This is a genomic window from Amycolatopsis sp. FDAARGOS 1241 (genome assembly GCF_016889705.1).
Taxonomy (GTDB): domain Bacteria; phylum Actinomycetota; class Actinomycetes; order Mycobacteriales; family Pseudonocardiaceae; genus Amycolatopsis.
Genome location: NZ_CP069526.1, coordinates 2,347,937 through 2,362,085, shown reverse-complemented (window position 1 = coordinate 2,362,085; position 14,149 = coordinate 2,347,937). Strand labels below are relative to the sequence as shown.

At 70.3% G+C, this 14,149-nt stretch carries 15 protein-coding genes and 2 pseudogenes; 11 read left to right on the top strand and 6 right to left on the bottom strand.

Going from position 1 to position 14,149, the window contains the following annotated elements; translation table 11 throughout:
• Positions 1–131: 131 nt before the first annotated feature.
• The 5 genes and pseudogenes from I6J71_RS11735 to I6J71_RS11715 all read left to right on the top strand — a co-directional run bounded on the left by I6J71_RS11735 (position 132) and on the right by I6J71_RS11715 (position 4,201).
• Positions 132–828 (top strand): annotated as a pseudogene (locus tag I6J71_RS11735) (CoA transferase subunit A).
• Positions 825–1,457, top strand: a pseudogene (locus I6J71_RS11730) (3-oxoacid CoA-transferase subunit B); the annotation flags it as partial. The pseudogenes I6J71_RS11735 and I6J71_RS11730, both read left to right, overlap by 4 nt.
• Positions 1,458–1,567: 110 nt before the next feature.
• Positions 1,568–2,470, top strand: a complete 903-nt coding sequence (locus I6J71_RS11725) for an LLM class flavin-dependent oxidoreductase (RefSeq protein WP_204094743.1) — start codon at positions 1,568–1,570, stop codon at positions 2,468–2,470.
• A gap of 165 nt (positions 2,471–2,635) precedes the next feature.
• A complete protein-coding gene (locus tag I6J71_RS11720; RefSeq protein ID WP_204094742.1) occupies positions 2,636–3,388 on the top strand; it encodes an SDR family NAD(P)-dependent oxidoreductase in 753 nt (250 codons plus the stop codon).
• 84 nt (positions 3,389–3,472) lie between these two features.
• Positions 3,473–4,201: an alpha/beta fold hydrolase gene (locus I6J71_RS11715; RefSeq protein WP_204094741.1), complete on the top strand. Its 729-nt coding sequence runs from the start codon at positions 3,473–3,475 to the stop codon at positions 4,199–4,201.
• Positions 4,202–4,235: 34 nt separating this feature from the next.
• Here the strand turns inward: I6J71_RS11715 and I6J71_RS47970 are convergent, their stop codons facing one another.
• On the bottom strand, positions 4,236–4,514 hold the full coding sequence (locus I6J71_RS47970; RefSeq protein ID WP_370542120.1) for a VOC family protein: 279 nt from the start codon (positions 4,512–4,514) through the stop codon (positions 4,236–4,238).
• Positions 4,515–4,683: 169 nt separating this feature from the next.
• The gene (locus I6J71_RS11705; protein WP_204094740.1) at positions 4,684–5,721 is read right to left on the bottom strand and encodes an RNA polymerase subunit sigma-70; all 1,038 of its coding nucleotides are present in this window, start codon (positions 5,719–5,721) and stop codon (positions 4,684–4,686) included.
• Positions 5,722–5,849: 128 nt separating this feature from the next.
• On the opposite strand from I6J71_RS11705, the gene I6J71_RS11700 reads away from it, so the two are divergent.
• Positions 5,850–6,257 (top strand): hypothetical protein, encoded by a 408-nt coding sequence (locus I6J71_RS11700; RefSeq protein ID WP_204094739.1) that lies wholly within the window; start codon positions 5,850–5,852, stop codon positions 6,255–6,257.
• Here I6J71_RS11700 and I6J71_RS11695 read toward each other — a convergent pair.
• Positions 6,247–7,203, bottom strand: a complete 957-nt coding sequence (locus I6J71_RS11695; RefSeq protein ID WP_239154673.1) for an RNA polymerase subunit sigma-70 — start codon at positions 7,201–7,203, stop codon at positions 6,247–6,249. The genes I6J71_RS11700 and I6J71_RS11695 overlap by 11 nt on opposite strands.
• 5 nt (positions 7,204–7,208) lie before the next feature.
• Positions 7,209–7,769, bottom strand: a complete 561-nt coding sequence (locus I6J71_RS11690; protein ID WP_204094738.1) for a dihydrofolate reductase family protein — start codon at positions 7,767–7,769, stop codon at positions 7,209–7,211.
• A gap of 81 nt (positions 7,770–7,850) precedes the next feature.
• Here I6J71_RS11690 and I6J71_RS11685 point away from each other — a divergent pair, with 81 nt between their 5' ends.
• Positions 7,851–8,792 carry an LLM class F420-dependent oxidoreductase gene (locus tag I6J71_RS11685; protein WP_204094737.1) on the top strand — a complete coding sequence of 314 codons (942 nt, stop codon included), beginning with the start codon at positions 7,851–7,853 and terminating at the stop codon, positions 8,790–8,792.
• Between the two features lie 33 nt (positions 8,793–8,825).
• Here the strand turns inward: I6J71_RS11685 and I6J71_RS11680 are convergent, their stop codons facing one another.
• Entirely contained in the window at positions 8,826–9,581 is a 756-nt protein-coding gene (locus tag I6J71_RS11680) for an arylamine N-acetyltransferase (RefSeq protein WP_204094736.1), read from the bottom strand.
• A 97-nt stretch (positions 9,582–9,678) separates the two neighbouring features.
• Between I6J71_RS11680 and I6J71_RS11675 the strand changes: the two genes are divergently transcribed.
• Positions 9,679–10,329, top strand: a complete 651-nt coding sequence (locus tag I6J71_RS11675) for a TetR/AcrR family transcriptional regulator (protein WP_204094735.1) — start codon at positions 9,679–9,681, stop codon at positions 10,327–10,329.
• Between the two features lie 19 nt (positions 10,330–10,348).
• Here the strand turns inward: I6J71_RS11675 and I6J71_RS11670 are convergent, their stop codons facing one another.
• The gene (locus I6J71_RS11670) at positions 10,349–10,990 is read right to left on the bottom strand and encodes a TetR/AcrR family transcriptional regulator (protein WP_204094734.1); all 642 of its coding nucleotides are present in this window, start codon (positions 10,988–10,990) and stop codon (positions 10,349–10,351) included.
• Between the two features lie 137 nt (positions 10,991–11,127).
• On the opposite strand from I6J71_RS11670, the gene I6J71_RS11665 reads away from it, so the two are divergent.
• The 3 genes from I6J71_RS11665 to I6J71_RS11655 all read left to right on the top strand — a co-directional run bounded on the left by I6J71_RS11665 (position 11,128) and on the right by I6J71_RS11655 (position 14,039).
• Complete coding sequence (locus tag I6J71_RS11665; protein WP_204094733.1) at positions 11,128–11,691, top strand: DUF4863 family protein; 564 nt, start codon at positions 11,128–11,130, stop codon at positions 11,689–11,691.
• On the top strand, positions 11,688–12,455 hold the full coding sequence (locus I6J71_RS11660; protein WP_239154671.1) for a nitroreductase: 768 nt from the start codon (positions 11,688–11,690) through the stop codon (positions 12,453–12,455). The genes I6J71_RS11665 and I6J71_RS11660 overlap by 4 nt, the downstream gene beginning before the upstream one ends.
• A 180-nt stretch (positions 12,456–12,635) precedes the next feature.
• Entirely contained in the window at positions 12,636–14,039 is a 1,404-nt protein-coding gene (locus I6J71_RS11655) for an MFS transporter (protein WP_204094732.1), read from the top strand.
• Positions 14,040–14,149: the final 110 nt, after the last annotated feature.

Below are 14,149 nucleotides of genomic sequence, written 5' to 3'. Positions count from 1 at the left end.
GTTCACTGAGTGAACGCCTCCGCGAACAGCCGATTGCCAAGCGAGAGCTTCCGGCCGAGTGGTTGACGCACCGCGCTGCGGTGAATTGGGCTGTGGTGATCGATCGTTCAGTGAACAGGAAGGAGCGTGCGTTGCCGACGATCTACGGCAGTGCGGCCGAAGCGGTCGCCGACGTGCTGACCGTCGCGGTCGGCGGGTTCGGTCTCAGCGGCAACCCGACGGACCTCATCGAAGCGGTGCGGGACTCCGGAGTGCGCGACCTGACCGTCGTGTCCAACAACATGGGCGTCGACGGACAGGGCCTCGGGCTCCTGCTCGAAACCACCAGGTGTCCACAGTGGTCGCTTCCTACGTCGGGGAGAACAAGCTCTTCGCGCGGCAAGCGCTCGCGGGCGAGCTCGACGTGGAACTCGTGCCGCAAGGCACCCTCGCCGAACGGCTGCGTGCGGGTGGCGCGGGCATCCCCGCCTTCTACACGCCCACCGGCGTCGGCACCCCGGTCGCGGAAGGCAAGCCGCACGCCGAATTCGAGGGGCGGACCGCCGTGCTCGAACGCGGTATCGTCGCCGACCTGTCGCTCGTGCACGCCCACACGGCCGACCGCGCCGGCAACCTGACCTACCGGCTCGCCACGCGCAATTTCAACCCCCGCGTCGCCGCGTGCGGGCGGTCTGCGTGACCGAAACCGAGCACCTGCTCGAGGAGTTCACCGATCCCGCTCAGGTCGTCACCCCTGACGTGTTCGTGCACCGGCTCGTCGCCGCGCGCGAGCGCGAGAAGGCGATCGAAAAGCGCACCGTGCGCCCGAAGAAGGTGGCGAACGCATGAGCTGGACCCGCGACGAGATGGCCGCCGTCGCCGCCCGCGAACTGTGCGACGGCGACTACGTCAACCTCGGCATCGGCATCCCGACCCTGGTCGCGAACCACGTGCCCGACGGCGTCCACGTGACCCTCCAGAGCGAGAACGGCATCCTCGGACTCGGCGCGTTCCCCCGCGACGGCGAGGAAGACGCCGACCTGATCAACGCCGGCAAGCAGACCGTGACCGTCGCGCCTGGAGCCAGCTTCTTCGACTCCGCCACCTCCTTCGCCATGATCCGCGGCGGCCACATCGACCTGGCCCTGCTCGGGGCGTTCCAGGTCGCGGCGAACGGCGACCTAGCCAACTGGAGCGTGCCCGGTGCCCTCGTCAAGGGCATGGGTGGCGCCATGGACCTCGTCGCCGGCGCCAACCGCGTCGTGGTCCTCACCGATCACGTCACGAAAGACGGGACGCCGAAGATCGTCTCGCGCTGCACGCTCCCCCTGACCGGCGCCGGAGTCGTCGACCGCATCATCACCGACCTCGCCGTCCTCGACGTCACCCCGGCCGGCCTGCGGCTGGTGTCACTGGCGCCCGGGGAAGACGCCGCGTCGGTCCAGGCCTTCACCGACGCCCCGGTGCTCCCGGCCGTGACCACCCAACGCGTGCCAGGGCGCGGTGCAGGCGTTTTCCGCGCCGCGGCCGGCTTCTCCGCATCCTGGTCAACGAGGCTGGAACGGCTCGCCGGCCGTAAGATCGAGTCGTGAGGTATGCGATTGCGATTCCCCAGTACTACTCGGACGGTTCGTTCGATCCCGGTGCTTTCCGGGAGTATCTGGCGCGGGCGGAGGAAGCGGGTTACCACAGCGCGTGGACGCAGGAGGCCGTGTTCGGCAGGCGTCCGCAGCTGAGCCCGATGGAGGCGATGACCTTCGCCGCCGCGTGCACAGACACGCTGCGGCTGGGCTGCACGGTGTTCGTGTCCACCCTGCACATCCCGGCGCAGCTGGCGAAGAGCACAGCCAGCCTGGACCAGCTGTCGCGCGGCCGCCTGGAGATGGGCGTCGGCTCAGGTGGCAAGAACCGCCCGTACGCCGCGTTCGGCATGCAACCCGACCGCTACCTGGCGCGGTTCACCGAAGGCGTCGAACTGCTCAAGGCGCTCTGGACGCAGGAAACCGTCGACCACGACGGGGACTTCTGGCAGCTGTCCGGTGCCGGCATCACGCCCCGGCCCTTCCAGAAACCCCACCCGCCCCTGTGGTTCGGCGGCAGCGGCCCGAAAGCCCTCCGGCGTGCCCTCGACCTCGGCACCGGCTTCTTCGGTGCGGGCTCCACCCCGACCACCGCCTTCGCCGACCAAGTCCGGTTCGTCCGATCGGAGAACCCCCGCCCGGACTTCGAGATCGCCAAACGCGTCTACATCGCCATCGACGCCGACGCCGCCCGCGCCCGCGAACGCGTCAACGCCGAACTCACCGCTCTCTACGGCGGCCTCTCCCCCGACGTCGAGGCCGCCGCCATCGCCGGCACCCCGGACGACTGCGTGCGCGCCGTCCGCGAAGTACTCGACGCCGGAGCCGAGCTCGTGCTGTTCACGCCGCTGTTCGACCAGGCCGAACACGCGGACCTGATCGCGAGGGAGATCATCCCGGCATTGGGCTGACTGGCCGGCCGATGTCGCACAGGACGGGGCAAATGGGTACGCCCCCGCGACGGCCACCGTTGTGACTGTCCACAACAGCCGCGGCCGCGTGTGCTGTACCCGGGGGCGCGCCGGTGGTTTCACTGGAGGGCGCCAAGGCCTGTACCCCGTCCCCGGAGGTCGGAGATGACTTCGCCGAACACCGTCGCCCTCGTCACCGGTGCCGCACAGGGCATCGGGCGCGCCACTGCGATCCGGCTCGCCCAGGATGGTTCGCACGTGGTGTGCGCGGACATCCAGGACTGCGCGGACACCGTGCAGGACATCAAAGCCGCGGGCGGCTCCGGGGAGGGCGTGGCGCTGGACGTGCGCGTCGCCGCCGCCTGGGCGGACGCGGTCGGCGACGTGCTCGGCCGCCTCGGCCGCATCGACTACCTGGCCAACGTCGCCGGCGTGGTGAACATGATCAGTGAAGACTCCGTCGTCGGGCTCACCGAGGAGGCCTGGGACGACGTCATCGCCACCGACCTCAAGGGACCGTGGCTCGGCATGCGCGCCGTCATCCCCGGGATGATCGACCGCGGCGGCGGCCGCATCGTCAACATCTCCTCGCTCGCCGCACTGCGGGGCCTGCCGAACCTAGCGTCCTACAGCGCCGCCAAGGGCGGCGTCGCCGCGCTCACCCGGCAAGCCGCGTTCGAATACGCCGAGCGCAACATCCTCATCAACGCGATCGCGCCCGGCACCATCGACACCCCGATCCTGGCCGACATCACCCCGGAGATGAAACAGGCGAACGCGAACGCCCACCTCATCCGCCGCCTCGGCCGGCCGGAGGAAATCGCCTCGATGGTCGCCTACTTCTTCCGCGAAGGGTCGTTCCTGACCGGACTCGTCTACGCCGTCGACGGCGGGTGGTCCGCGAAGGGCAACTTCTGAACGAGCCTCGGCGGCTCGGTCCGGACCTCACCGTGTGATCATGTCTTATCTCTGTCCGAGAGAGCACGGTGAGGGGGCGACCGCGTGTCGGGCACCATCGTCCTGGTTCACGGGTCGTGGCACGGTTCGTGGTGCTGGGACCCGGTGGTTCCCCTGCTGACCGGCGCCGGCCACGGCGTGACGGCGGTGGACCTGCCGGGCCGCGGCGAGGCTGCGCGCGTGGCCCGGTTCGGTCTCGACGACTTCGCGGACGCCGTCGTCGGGGCAGTGCGCGCGGCGGGTGAGCCGGTGACCCTGGTCGCGCACAGCATGGGCGGCGTGCCGGTGAGCCGGGCCGCTCAGGAGATCCCCGGCCTGATCAGCGGGCTCTTGTACGTGGCAGCGTTCGTGCCCCGGAACGGCCAGACCTTCGGCGACCTGCTGGCCATGCCGGAGGTCGCCACGTCATTGACCGCGCACCAGGTGCGGGACCCGGAGACCGGTACGACGACGATTCCGCCGCAGTACGCCCGCGAGACGTTCTACGGCGATTGCGCGCCGGAGATCGCCGACGCGTACGCGCAGCGGCTCGTGCCGGAGACCCGGGCGCTGCTCACCCAGCCGGTCCCCCAGACCGCGACCGGAATCGGGACAGTGCGCCGGGGGTATGTCGAGTGTTTGCGTGACCGAGCGCTTCCCGTCGAGGCGCAACGCGTGATGCACCGGGCGGCCCGGATCGAGCCCGTGTTCACTGTGGACAGTGACCACTCGCCGTTCGCCTCGCGGCCGGCGGAACTCGCCACCCTGATCGGCGAGTTCGCCGCGGCCGCGTAGAAAGGTCGGCGAACACCAGAACGCTGACCCGCACTCACGCGCTTCCTGACGGTGCGCAGCTGAGGTCGACAACGCAAAACAGGTTTCCGTCAAGATCCGCCAGCACCACGAAGTCCGGCTCGGGCGGGTCGACCGGCTGCGCGCCCAGCGCGACGAGACGGTCCACTTCGGACCGTTGTTCTTCGGTCGTGTCCACGAAGAGGTCGAGGTGCAAGCGAGCTCGCGGCTCGGCCGGTGACGCGCCGCGCATCAACGCCAGGACCTGCTCACTCCGCCGCGCCGCCGGAGCGTGCGCCAGGTGCCGCTGAACCACTCCGGCGCCACCTCCCGGTCGAGAGCGGCATTCCAGAACGCGGCAGCAGATCGAGGTCGGTGACACCGACCACGGGAAAACCCCATCTCAGCACCACCGCTCCAGCCCTCCCCCGATCAGGCTCATCGTACGCCCCGCAGCGGTTCGCCGAGGTTGCGGGCCCGCTCGGTCACCACTCGACGGGCAGCCCGCACAGCGGGAACAGCCGGGGCAGGTGGAACAGGGCCAGCTCCGTGATCACCTCACGCTCGACGGTGAGGACGAGCAGGGCGAACGGCCGGAACCGCGCGTTCGCGTCGCGGAGGTAGATCCCCAGAGCGGGTTGCCGGTTCGCGGCGGTCGCCATCGCGCGCACGTGGCCGGTCATGCCCGGCGTGAAGGCGTGCGAGGCGAGGAACTGCGTGATCGACTCCCGCCCGTCGTACCAGGACGTCATGGGCGGCATGACGAGCCGGGCCCGAGCGCCCAGCAGCGCGGCGACCTCGTCGACGTCGGTGCGCTCCCACGCGTCGACCATGCCCGCCAGCATTGCCTGTTCGACCTCGCCGAGCCGGGCGATCGCCCGGCGATCGGCGTCGTTTCGCACCCAGCGCCTCCTGAGCGTCTCCCGCGCGCGTTGCAGCGCGCTGTTCACCGACGCCACCGTCACGTCGAGTGCGGCGGCCGTTTCCGCGGCCGGCCACCCGACCACGTCCCGCAGGATGAGCACGGCCCGTTGCCGCTGGGGCAGGTGCTGGATCGCCGCCAGGAACGCCAGCTCAGTGGGCCTCCCGCCGGACCAGCATCGCCTCGGGATCGACTCCGGACGCCACGACGTCCTCGAGGAGCCGGTCCGGGTAGGGCTCCAGCCACGCGAGGTCCGTCGGCGGGCGGGGCTCGGATCAGCCGGGCCGCTGACTTCCGGCGGCGTCACCCGTCTCGGCCGGCGCCGGAGCACGTCGAGGCACGCGTTCGTCGCGATCCCGTAGAGCCACGCGTGGAAGGTCGAGCGGCCCGGGAAGCTCGCCCGCTTGGCCCCCGCGCGCAAGAACGTCTCCTGGACCAGGTCCTCCGCGTCCTGGGTCGACGCCGTGAACCGGTAGCAGTGCAGGTGCAGTTCGGCGCGATGGCGTTCGACCAGTGCCGCGTACGCGCGCTGGTCACCTCCCAGCGCTGCCGCCACCTCGTCGTCCGGTACCGCGGCCCTCGGGCCGGCCGGGCTCGTCACATCCGTCACCCCCGTGTGACGCACCGAGCGCCGCGGACTCATCGGTCGCCCGGCCGATGAGTCCGCGCCGTCGCCGCGTCACCCGTACTGAGGGCACAAGCCCGACCGAACACGACAGGAGAACCACCATGCCGCAGTTCTTCATCGAAGCGCCGGCGGGCATCCGGCCCGAGGCCAAGCAGACGATGATGCGGGACGTCTCCGCCGCCATCGACGAGGCGTACCGGATCCCGGACGTCCGCGTCTGGTTGCGCGAATACCCCGCGGAAAACGTCGCCCAGGACGGCCGCACCCAAGCCGAGCCGATCCGTCCCGTGTGCTTTCTCGAAGCACCGCAACTGCACAGCGTCGACGCGCGCAGGACCATGTCGAGCAAGATCCACTCCGCGATCCGCGCGGCGTACAAAGGCCTCGCCAACACTGACGAGACCCTCGTCCTCATGAACTTCTACCCCCTCGAGAACGCCGGGTTCGGCGGGCGCATGCAGTCCGACAACCCGCAGATCGTGACCGCGGTGACCCAGCTCAACGCCTGAAGCTGCCACCGGCGTGCGCCGGGTCGGCGGGAAAACCGGCGGCGCCGACCAGCGCCGGGTCGAGGAACGTCGTGATCGCCACGAGGTGTGTGGCGTCGGTGGCCAGCACCGCCAGCCCGAACGGCCGGAACGGCGCGTCGAGGTGGTCGCGGTGGTAGGCCGCCGCGGCGGGTTGTCCATTGGCGACGGTCGGGAACATCCGGTAGAGACCGGGCGCGGTGAGCACGTGTGCCGCGAGGTGGGGCACACAAGCGCCCTTGCCGGAAAGGGAAAGACCCGACGGGACGACCTCCAGGGTCGCGTCGTCGCGCAACAGCCGCGTCAACGCCGGAACGTCTGCGGTCTCGAAGGCCGCGATGTAGGTGTTCAGGATGGCGCGAGCCGCACTCGAGTCCGGCTCGACGAAGGCGTCGGGTGTCGGCGTCACTTCGTCGAGCCGGGCCCGGGCGCGCTGGAGGGCGCTTTTCACCGCGGGCACGGTGGTGCCCAGCACCTCGGCGATCTCGTCGGCGGGCAGGGCCAGCACTTCCCGCAGCAGGAACGCGGCCCGCTGCCGCGGCGGCAGGTACTGCAGGCTGGCCACCAGCGCGAGCCGTAGCGTCGACCGCCGTTCGGCGACGTGGGCGGGGTCCTCGGGCAGCGGGTCGAGCCACAGGACGTCAGCCGCGGCCAGCGGAACGTCGGGGTCCTGACCGGGGACGCCCAGACCGGCCGGCAGCACCCGGCGTCCGCTGCCCTTCAGCGCGGTGAGGCACACGTTCATGGCGATCCGGTACACCCACGTACGCACCGAGGAGCGGCCTTCGAACGCGTCACGGCTTCGCCAGGCGCGCAGGTAGGTTTCCTGCGCCAGGTCCTCGGCCTCCTGCACGGAGCCCGTCATGCGGTAGCACAGGGCCACCAGCTCCGGCCGGTAGTCCGCCAGCTGATCCCACAGTTCGGCCAACGCGGTCAGCCTCGAGCCGGCCGGTAGCGCAAGGACACCAGGCCGGGGTCCGCGCCCGGCGCCGCGCTGATGAGCTCCCACGAGCTCCCCGCGTCGCCCTCGCAGGAGAAGGGCTCGCCTTCGGGGACGATCACCGGCACGACGGTCATCGTCAGCTCGTCGACCAGCCCGGCCCCGGTCAGGGTGCGCCCGAGCCGGCCGTGGCCGTAGACGATCAAGTCCCCACCCGCCTCCCGTTTGAGCGCGGCGACCGTTTCGACGACATCGTCGCCGAGCACCGCGGTGTTCGTCCACTGCGGGTCCCGCAAGGTGCCGGAGAAGACGTACTTGCGCAGGGCGTTGAGCTGCGCCGCGTATTCGCCGGGGGTCGCCGGCCACTGCCGGGAGAAGATTTCGTACGTCCGCCGGCCCATCAGCATCGCCGAGCAGTCCCGCAGCGCCGCCAGTGAGGCGGCCGCACTGCCCGGGCCGAAGTAGGGGCCCGCCCACTTCAGCGGTTCGCTGATCACACCGTTGAGCGACACCAGCGTGCTGAGCACCAGACGCCGCGGAGTTTCCCTCGTCATGAGGAGTTGGACCACCCGCGGTGCGAAAAGGAATCGGTCCGCTCTCGATTCCTTCGCGGATCCCCCGCGGTCTCACAAACCATGGAACTGAGCTATTACCTGCCCACCGGGACGACCCACGAGTTCGCGGGCTACACCAGCCCGGTCGTCGCGTTCGACAAGCTTCTCGAACTGGCCCGGGTGGCCGACGAGTCCGGCTTCACCACGATCTGGGCCCCGGACCACTTCATCCCGTTCGGCCCGTCGGGGTCGTTCGTGTTCGAAGCCTGGACGACCCTGGCGGCGCTGGCTCGCGAAACCAGGACCGCCCGGCTCGGCCAGCTGGTCACCGGCAACGGCTACCGCAACCCCGCCCTGCTGGCCAAGATGGCCTCGACCCTCGACGTCGTCTCCGGCGGGCGGTTGACCTTCGGCATCGGCGCCGGCTGGTACGAGGACGAGTACCGCGCGTTCGGCTACGACTTCCCCGGCGCCGGCGAGCGCCTGCGCCGGCTCGAAGAGTCGTTGCAGATCATCGCCGAACTGTGGACCGGGAACCCGGCCACCTTCGCCGGCCGCTACTTCAGCACCGACGGCGCGGTGAACCTGCCCACCGGCGTCCAGGCGCCGCACCCGCCGGTGATGGTCGCCGGCGGTGGGGAGAAGGTGACGCTGCGGCTGGTCGCACTGTACGGCGATCTCTGCAACGTGCAGGAGTCGCCGGACGAGGTCCACCGCAAGTACGGGATTCTCGCTCGCCACTGCGAGACGGTGGGCCGCGACTACTCGGCGATCACCAAGACGTCCACGACCTACTGCATCACCGCCGACACTGACGACGAGGCCCGCGCGGCGGTCCCGCCGTGGGCGCAGCTGGTCTTCCCGGGCGACCTCGCGGGCTACGGCCTCGTCGGCACGATCGACACGATCCGCAATCGGCTCGACACCTACCGCGAGGCCGGGGTGGACGAGCTGATCATCGGCTTCCAGAACGCGCTCGACGCCGACACCCTGCGGACCTTCGCGGCCGAATTCGTGCGGTGATCGGGTCCGGCGCCTACGGGGTGACCCGGCCGGTCAGCCGGCAGGTACCCGGTCGAGGACGATGCCGAAGTGTTCCTCGTAGGCCCGCAGGATCGCGTCGTCGCCATCGAGCACGCGCTCAGTGCGCTCGGCACCGGTCGTTTCGATCAGGCGGCCCCCGGCGATCGTCACGCGCCCGCCGGGGGTCACGAGCGAGCACGTCGGCCCGTGGGCGAAGGGCGACTGCGGGGAGTTCGTGTGGAACCACGCCATGGCGTGGAAGTCGTCCAGGGCGCGCGGGCGCGGTTCCAGCCGGTAGACCACGTCCCCGTCGTGCAGTACGTCGACGTCGCCGTGTGGCGCGGGCCGGGTGGTGAACCGGCCCGCCGGATCCGGCTGGGCCGCGGTCGTCGCGAGCCGCAGGGGCCGGACGCTGAACCGGCCGAACCCCACGTCGATCAGCCACGGCTCGGCCAGGTCGACGCGCAGCGCCAGGTGGTCGAGCGGCGGGCCGAACCCTCCTTCCCGGCGCAACACCCGGCCGGCGAGCAGCTGCACTTCGAACCCGAGGTGGTGCAGCAGCAGCCCGAATGCGCCGTTGAGTTCGTAGCAGAACCCGCCGCGGCGCTGCCCGACGATCTTGTCGAGCAACGCGGGTTCCGCGAGGTCGATCTGCCGTCCCAGGTAGCGATCGAGGTTTTCGAACGGCACCGTTTCGAGGTGGCGGCGCTGCAGCTCGCGCAGCGCGGCGAGATCGGGCACGGCGGGGCGGACCGCGCCGATCCTGCGGAGGTAGCCCTCGACGTCCACGCTCTCGTCCCTCCGACGACTCTGGGTTTACGTTACAGATAGTATATGTAACTATCAAGCTTACAGAGCTGCCCGAATTCTCGGCGAGGTGTCACCCATGGCTCGAGCACGCGCGCTGCCCGCGACCAGGCCCGCCGACGACGGTCCACGCCCGAGCGGCCGGCCCCGCGACGCCGCGCTCGACGAGGCGATCATCCTCGCGACCCGACGCCGCCTGGTGGAGCGGGGCTATTCCCGCTTGACGCTCGGCGACATCGCCGCCGACGCGAAGGTCGGGCGGCCCACCTTGTACCGGCGCTGGAGCACCAAGTTCGAGCTCGTCGTCGACGCGCTCGACTACGGGTTCCGCAAGCAGCACGACATGTACGAACTGGACCTGAGCGGACTCGAGCCGCGGGCCGCGTTCGTGGAGGTCCTCCGGCGGCTGGACCCGACGTACTACAACCCGGACGCGATGGTGCTGATGGGCAGCTTCGCCGGCGAATCGAGCCACACGCCCGAACTGCTCGAGGTCCTGCGCAAGCACGCGGTCGAACCCCGGGTCGAGCTCGTGCAGAGCGTGCTGACCCGGCTCCAGCACCGCCGCGCCGTGCGCGACGACATCGACAAGTGCACCGTCGCGACGCTGTGCTTCGGCAGCTACCTCGCGGCCTTCTACCGCGGCGGGTCCGAAGTGGACGTCGCCGAATCGGTCGCCTCCGTGCTCTGGCCCACCCTCGAAAGAAGACCCGCCCCGGGACAGCGCTGATCCCGAACGCACCGGGCGGTCACCGCCGCGCCGCGATCCCCGGCCACAGCACGGCGACGACCTGCTCGGCGAGACCACTGCGGTCGTGCTCAGCGCGCAGGAACGCCGCGAAGTAGCTGCCGAAGCACATCGTGGCGATGGTGTGCCGATCGAGGTCGGACCGCACCTCGCCGCGCTCCTGCAGATCGGCGAGGACGCCTTCGAGGTGCGCGAGCCGGGGCTCGACGGCGTGCTCCAGCACGATCGCGAGCAGTTCCGGCGTTCGCGTTGTCTCGCTCATGAAGTTGCCCATCAGGACCATCGCGTCGGGGTTGTAGTAACAGGGATCCAGCCGCCGGACGGCCTCCGCCAGCGCTTCGGGAGCCGGGAGGTCCGCGAGCTCCAGAGCGGGGTAGGCGTCGCGCTGCGCGCGGAACCCGTAGTCGATCGCCTCGATGGTGAGTTCGAGCTTGCCCGACCAGCGCCGGTAGACCGTCGGCCGTGACACGCCGGCGTCGGTGGCGATGTCCGCGATCGTCATCCTCGAATAACCGTCGAGGACCAGCCGCCGGCGCGCGGCCGTGATGATCGCTTCGTCGCGCCCGGGATCCAACGGCCGGCCACCGCGCGACGGGGCCGTCGCTTGTCCGGCTTCGGGGTCCGCCTTGCGTGAGTCCGTCATGGCTCGATTATCGGGGCCTGGGGCCAAGTCCGCCGCTTACCTCAAACGTTACAGCTATTGACTGTAACGTTCGCCTATCTTACCGTTTCGAGCGCGGGGCTTCCCGCTCCGGCAACGACGCCAGCAGGAGACAGAACATGAGCGCGACACCCGAAGATCTGATCGAGCGCAGCATCCCGTTCATCAACGAGATCAAGAACCGCACGGCCGGAGTCGAGCTGGAAACCTGGCTCAACGAGCACCGCGGTCCCGGTTCCGAGCTGTGGGACGACCTCGCCCGCATCATCAAGGACGGGGTCGCCGACGGCTGGGCCGCGAACGTCGAGGTCGACGGTCCGAACTACCGCCGGAGCCGGATCGTCGAGCCGAGCGAGCGGCTGAACTGGTTCAGCATCACGGCCGTCTACTTGAACAGCGAGACGCTCTTTTGCGGTGAATACCACCAGCACCCCTACGGCGAGATCAACATGGTCATCCCGCTGGACGAGGGTGCGCTGCTGCGCGGGCCGCGCGGTTGGCAGGGTCCGGGTTGGACGTCGCCCGAGCCGGGCAGCCACCACTACCCCGAGGTCGTGGGCGGGTCGCTGATCGCCCTGTTCTACCTGCCCGCAGGCCGCATTTCCTACGACATCACGGTTCCCGAGGACTACGAATTCATGGTCCCCGACGGCTACCGGATGTCCGCGGCCGACGGGCAGTGACCGAAACCGCCGAGCTGATGAACGACAACACCACCACGAAAGTCGCGCCCCCGGCCGGTGCGGCACCGCCGGCCGTGACCGTCGTCGAGGCCTTGCTGACGCGCCGCAGCGTGCGGGCGTTCTTGCCCACGCCCGTTTCGCGCGCGGAGGTGGAGAGCCTGCTGGCGCTCGCCGCGCGGTCGGCAAGCAACTCCAACGGCCAGCCGTGGCACGTCCACGTCCTGACCGGCGAACCGAAACGCCGGTTGACCGACGCGCTCTGGCAGGCACTGGACGGAGACGGCCGGGTCGCCGAGCGGGAGTACCCGTACCAGCCGGCGCCGGAAGACTGGGAAGAGCCGTTTCGGACCCGCCGCCGGGCCTTCGGTGAAGGCCTCTACCGCGACACGCTCGGGATCGCCCCGCACGACACCGAAGGCCGCCAGGCACACCACCGGCGGAACTACGATTTCTTCGGCGCCCCGGTGGGTTTGGTCCTCACGGTCAGCCGGGCTCCGCTCGCGAGCGCGCTCGTCGACGCCGGGCTGTTCCTGCAGGCGCTCATGCTCGTGGCCCGCCACGCCGGGCTCGACACCTGCCCGCAGGCGTCGTTCATCGATTTCTACCCGGTTCTGCGCCGGCACCTGAAGATCCCGGACGATCAGCTCATCGTCTGCGGACTCGCCCTCGGCTACGCCGACCCGGAGCACCGCCTCAGTCGTCATCGGACTGCGCGCGAACCGGTCAGCACCTTCACCACCTTCTACAGCGACGAATCCTGCTGACCCCTCAGGTCAGACTCGCGTAAAACCCCTTCCGTGCCGGCCTTTTCTCTTCGGCCGTACGGGGAACGGCCTGAGTACCAGGGGAGGCGTTCAGGAATTCCCCCGTTCCCACCGGGACTTTCCCGGGTCACGCCCACATCTTCGGGGGGCCGTGCATCACATACGAAAGGCGATACCGCCGTGCCTTCTCAACTTTCGCAACCGCGCCGCACCGTGCGCCTGGACGAGCTGATCGACGGGCGGCCGGTCGGCGGCTTCCACTTCCTGGTCCTGGCCCTGACCGGTTTGGTCATGTTCCTCGACGGCCTCGACACCCAGGCGATCAGCTTCGTCGCCCCGGCCGTCGCCAAGGAGTGGTCGCTGCCCGTTGCCGCTCTCGGCCCGATCTTCTCCGCGTCGATCGTGGGCCTGATGATCGGCTACCTGGTGCTCTCGCCCCTGGCGAACCGGGTCGGGCACCGCAAGCTCGTCATCGTCTCCACGGCGTTGTTCGGGGTGTTCACCGTGCTGTGCGCGCTGGCCGGGAACGAGACGCAGCTGATCGTGCTGCGGCTGCTCACCGGCGCCGGGCTCGGTGCGGCCATCCCGAGCGCCGTGGCGCTGGCCAGTGAGTTCGCGCCGGCCCGGCGCCGCTCCACATTCGTCATGTTCATCTACTGCTGGCTGGCCTTGGGCTTCGTCGCCGCGAGCCTGATCTCCGGAGCGGTCATCCCGAGCTGGGGCTGGCGGCCGATGTTCGTGCTCGGCGGTGTCCTGCCGCTGCTCCTCGCGGTCGTGCTGCTGGGCTTCCTGCCCGACTCCCCGAGTTATCTGCTGCCGCGTGACGCCGCCCGCGCCCACGCCACGCTGTGCCGCGTCGACCCTCAGCTCGACCCGCAGACGCAGGTGCTGCCGGCCGAGCGCGCCGGTTCGCCGGTGAAGGTCCGGTCCCCGCTGGTCGAGCTGCTCCGGCGGCACTGGCTCGCCAGCACCGCGCTGCTGTGGCTCGCGTTCATGCTCAACCTGGGCGTGTTCTACGCCGTGCAGAGCTGGCTGCCCACGATCCTGGGCCGGCTCGGACACGCCCCCTCGACGGCCGTCCTGGCCACGGCGCTGACGACGATCGGCGGGATCGCCGCGGCGCTGGTGATCGGGCCCCTGATGGACCGGCGCGGGCCGTTCGGCACGCTCGGCGTGGTCTACCTCCTCGGCGCGGTGTTCGTGTCGGTGCTCGCGTTCGCGGTCACCGGGCAGAGCTGGCTGGTGCTGGGCGCGGCGTTCCTCGCCGGTACCTGCGTCACCGGCGGCCAGATGAGCGTGGTCGCGCTGGCGACGGTGCTCTACCCGCCGCGGATCCGCCCGACCGGGGTCGGCTGGGCGCTGGGCATCGGCCGCATCGGCGGCATCCTGGGTCCGCTGCTGGTCGGCTTCGCCCTGGGCGGCGGGGCGGCGCCCCGCACCGTGTTCGTGGTGATGGGCGCGATGTTCCTGGTGGCCAGCGGCGCAGTGCTGGCGCTGGCCAAGGTTTCCCGTTCGGTTCGAGCCGGGGACTCGTGCGCCGCGAGCGCAGCGCAGCCACGGCAGGAATCCGCCTCGGCCGACTGACCACAGAGGACCGCGGGCGCGGCCTTCCTGGCCCGTCCTCGGTTCCAAGCCGCCACCGGCGTTGCGCGCCGGTAGCGGCCGGCGCCACGATCGGAGCACGGCGCTCACTC

What these genes read in the sequence shown, in the direction of transcription:
- I6J71_RS11670 (WP_204094734.1), bottom strand. Translation starts at nt 10,990, where the DNA reads ATGACGGACTCACGCAAGGCGGACCCCGAAGCCGGACAAGCGACGGCC.
- I6J71_RS11685 (WP_204094737.1), top strand. Translation starts at nt 7,851, where the DNA reads ATGGAACTGAGCTATTACCTGCCCACCGGGACGACCCACGAGTTCGCG.
- I6J71_RS11700 (WP_204094739.1), top strand. Translation starts at nt 5,850, where the DNA reads ATGCCGCAGTTCTTCATCGAAGCGCCGGCGGGCATCCGGCCCGAGGCC.
- I6J71_RS11690 (WP_204094738.1), bottom strand. Translation starts at nt 7,769, where the DNA reads ATGACGAGGGAAACTCCGCGGCGTCTGGTGCTCAGCACGCTGGTGTCG.
- I6J71_RS11720 (WP_204094742.1), top strand. Translation starts at nt 2,636, where the DNA reads ATGACTTCGCCGAACACCGTCGCCCTCGTCACCGGTGCCGCACAGGGC.
- I6J71_RS11675 (WP_204094735.1), top strand. Translation starts at nt 9,679, where the DNA reads ATGGCTCGAGCACGCGCGCTGCCCGCGACCAGGCCCGCCGACGACGGT.
- I6J71_RS11665 (WP_204094733.1), top strand. Translation starts at nt 11,128, where the DNA reads ATGAGCGCGACACCCGAAGATCTGATCGAGCGCAGCATCCCGTTCATC.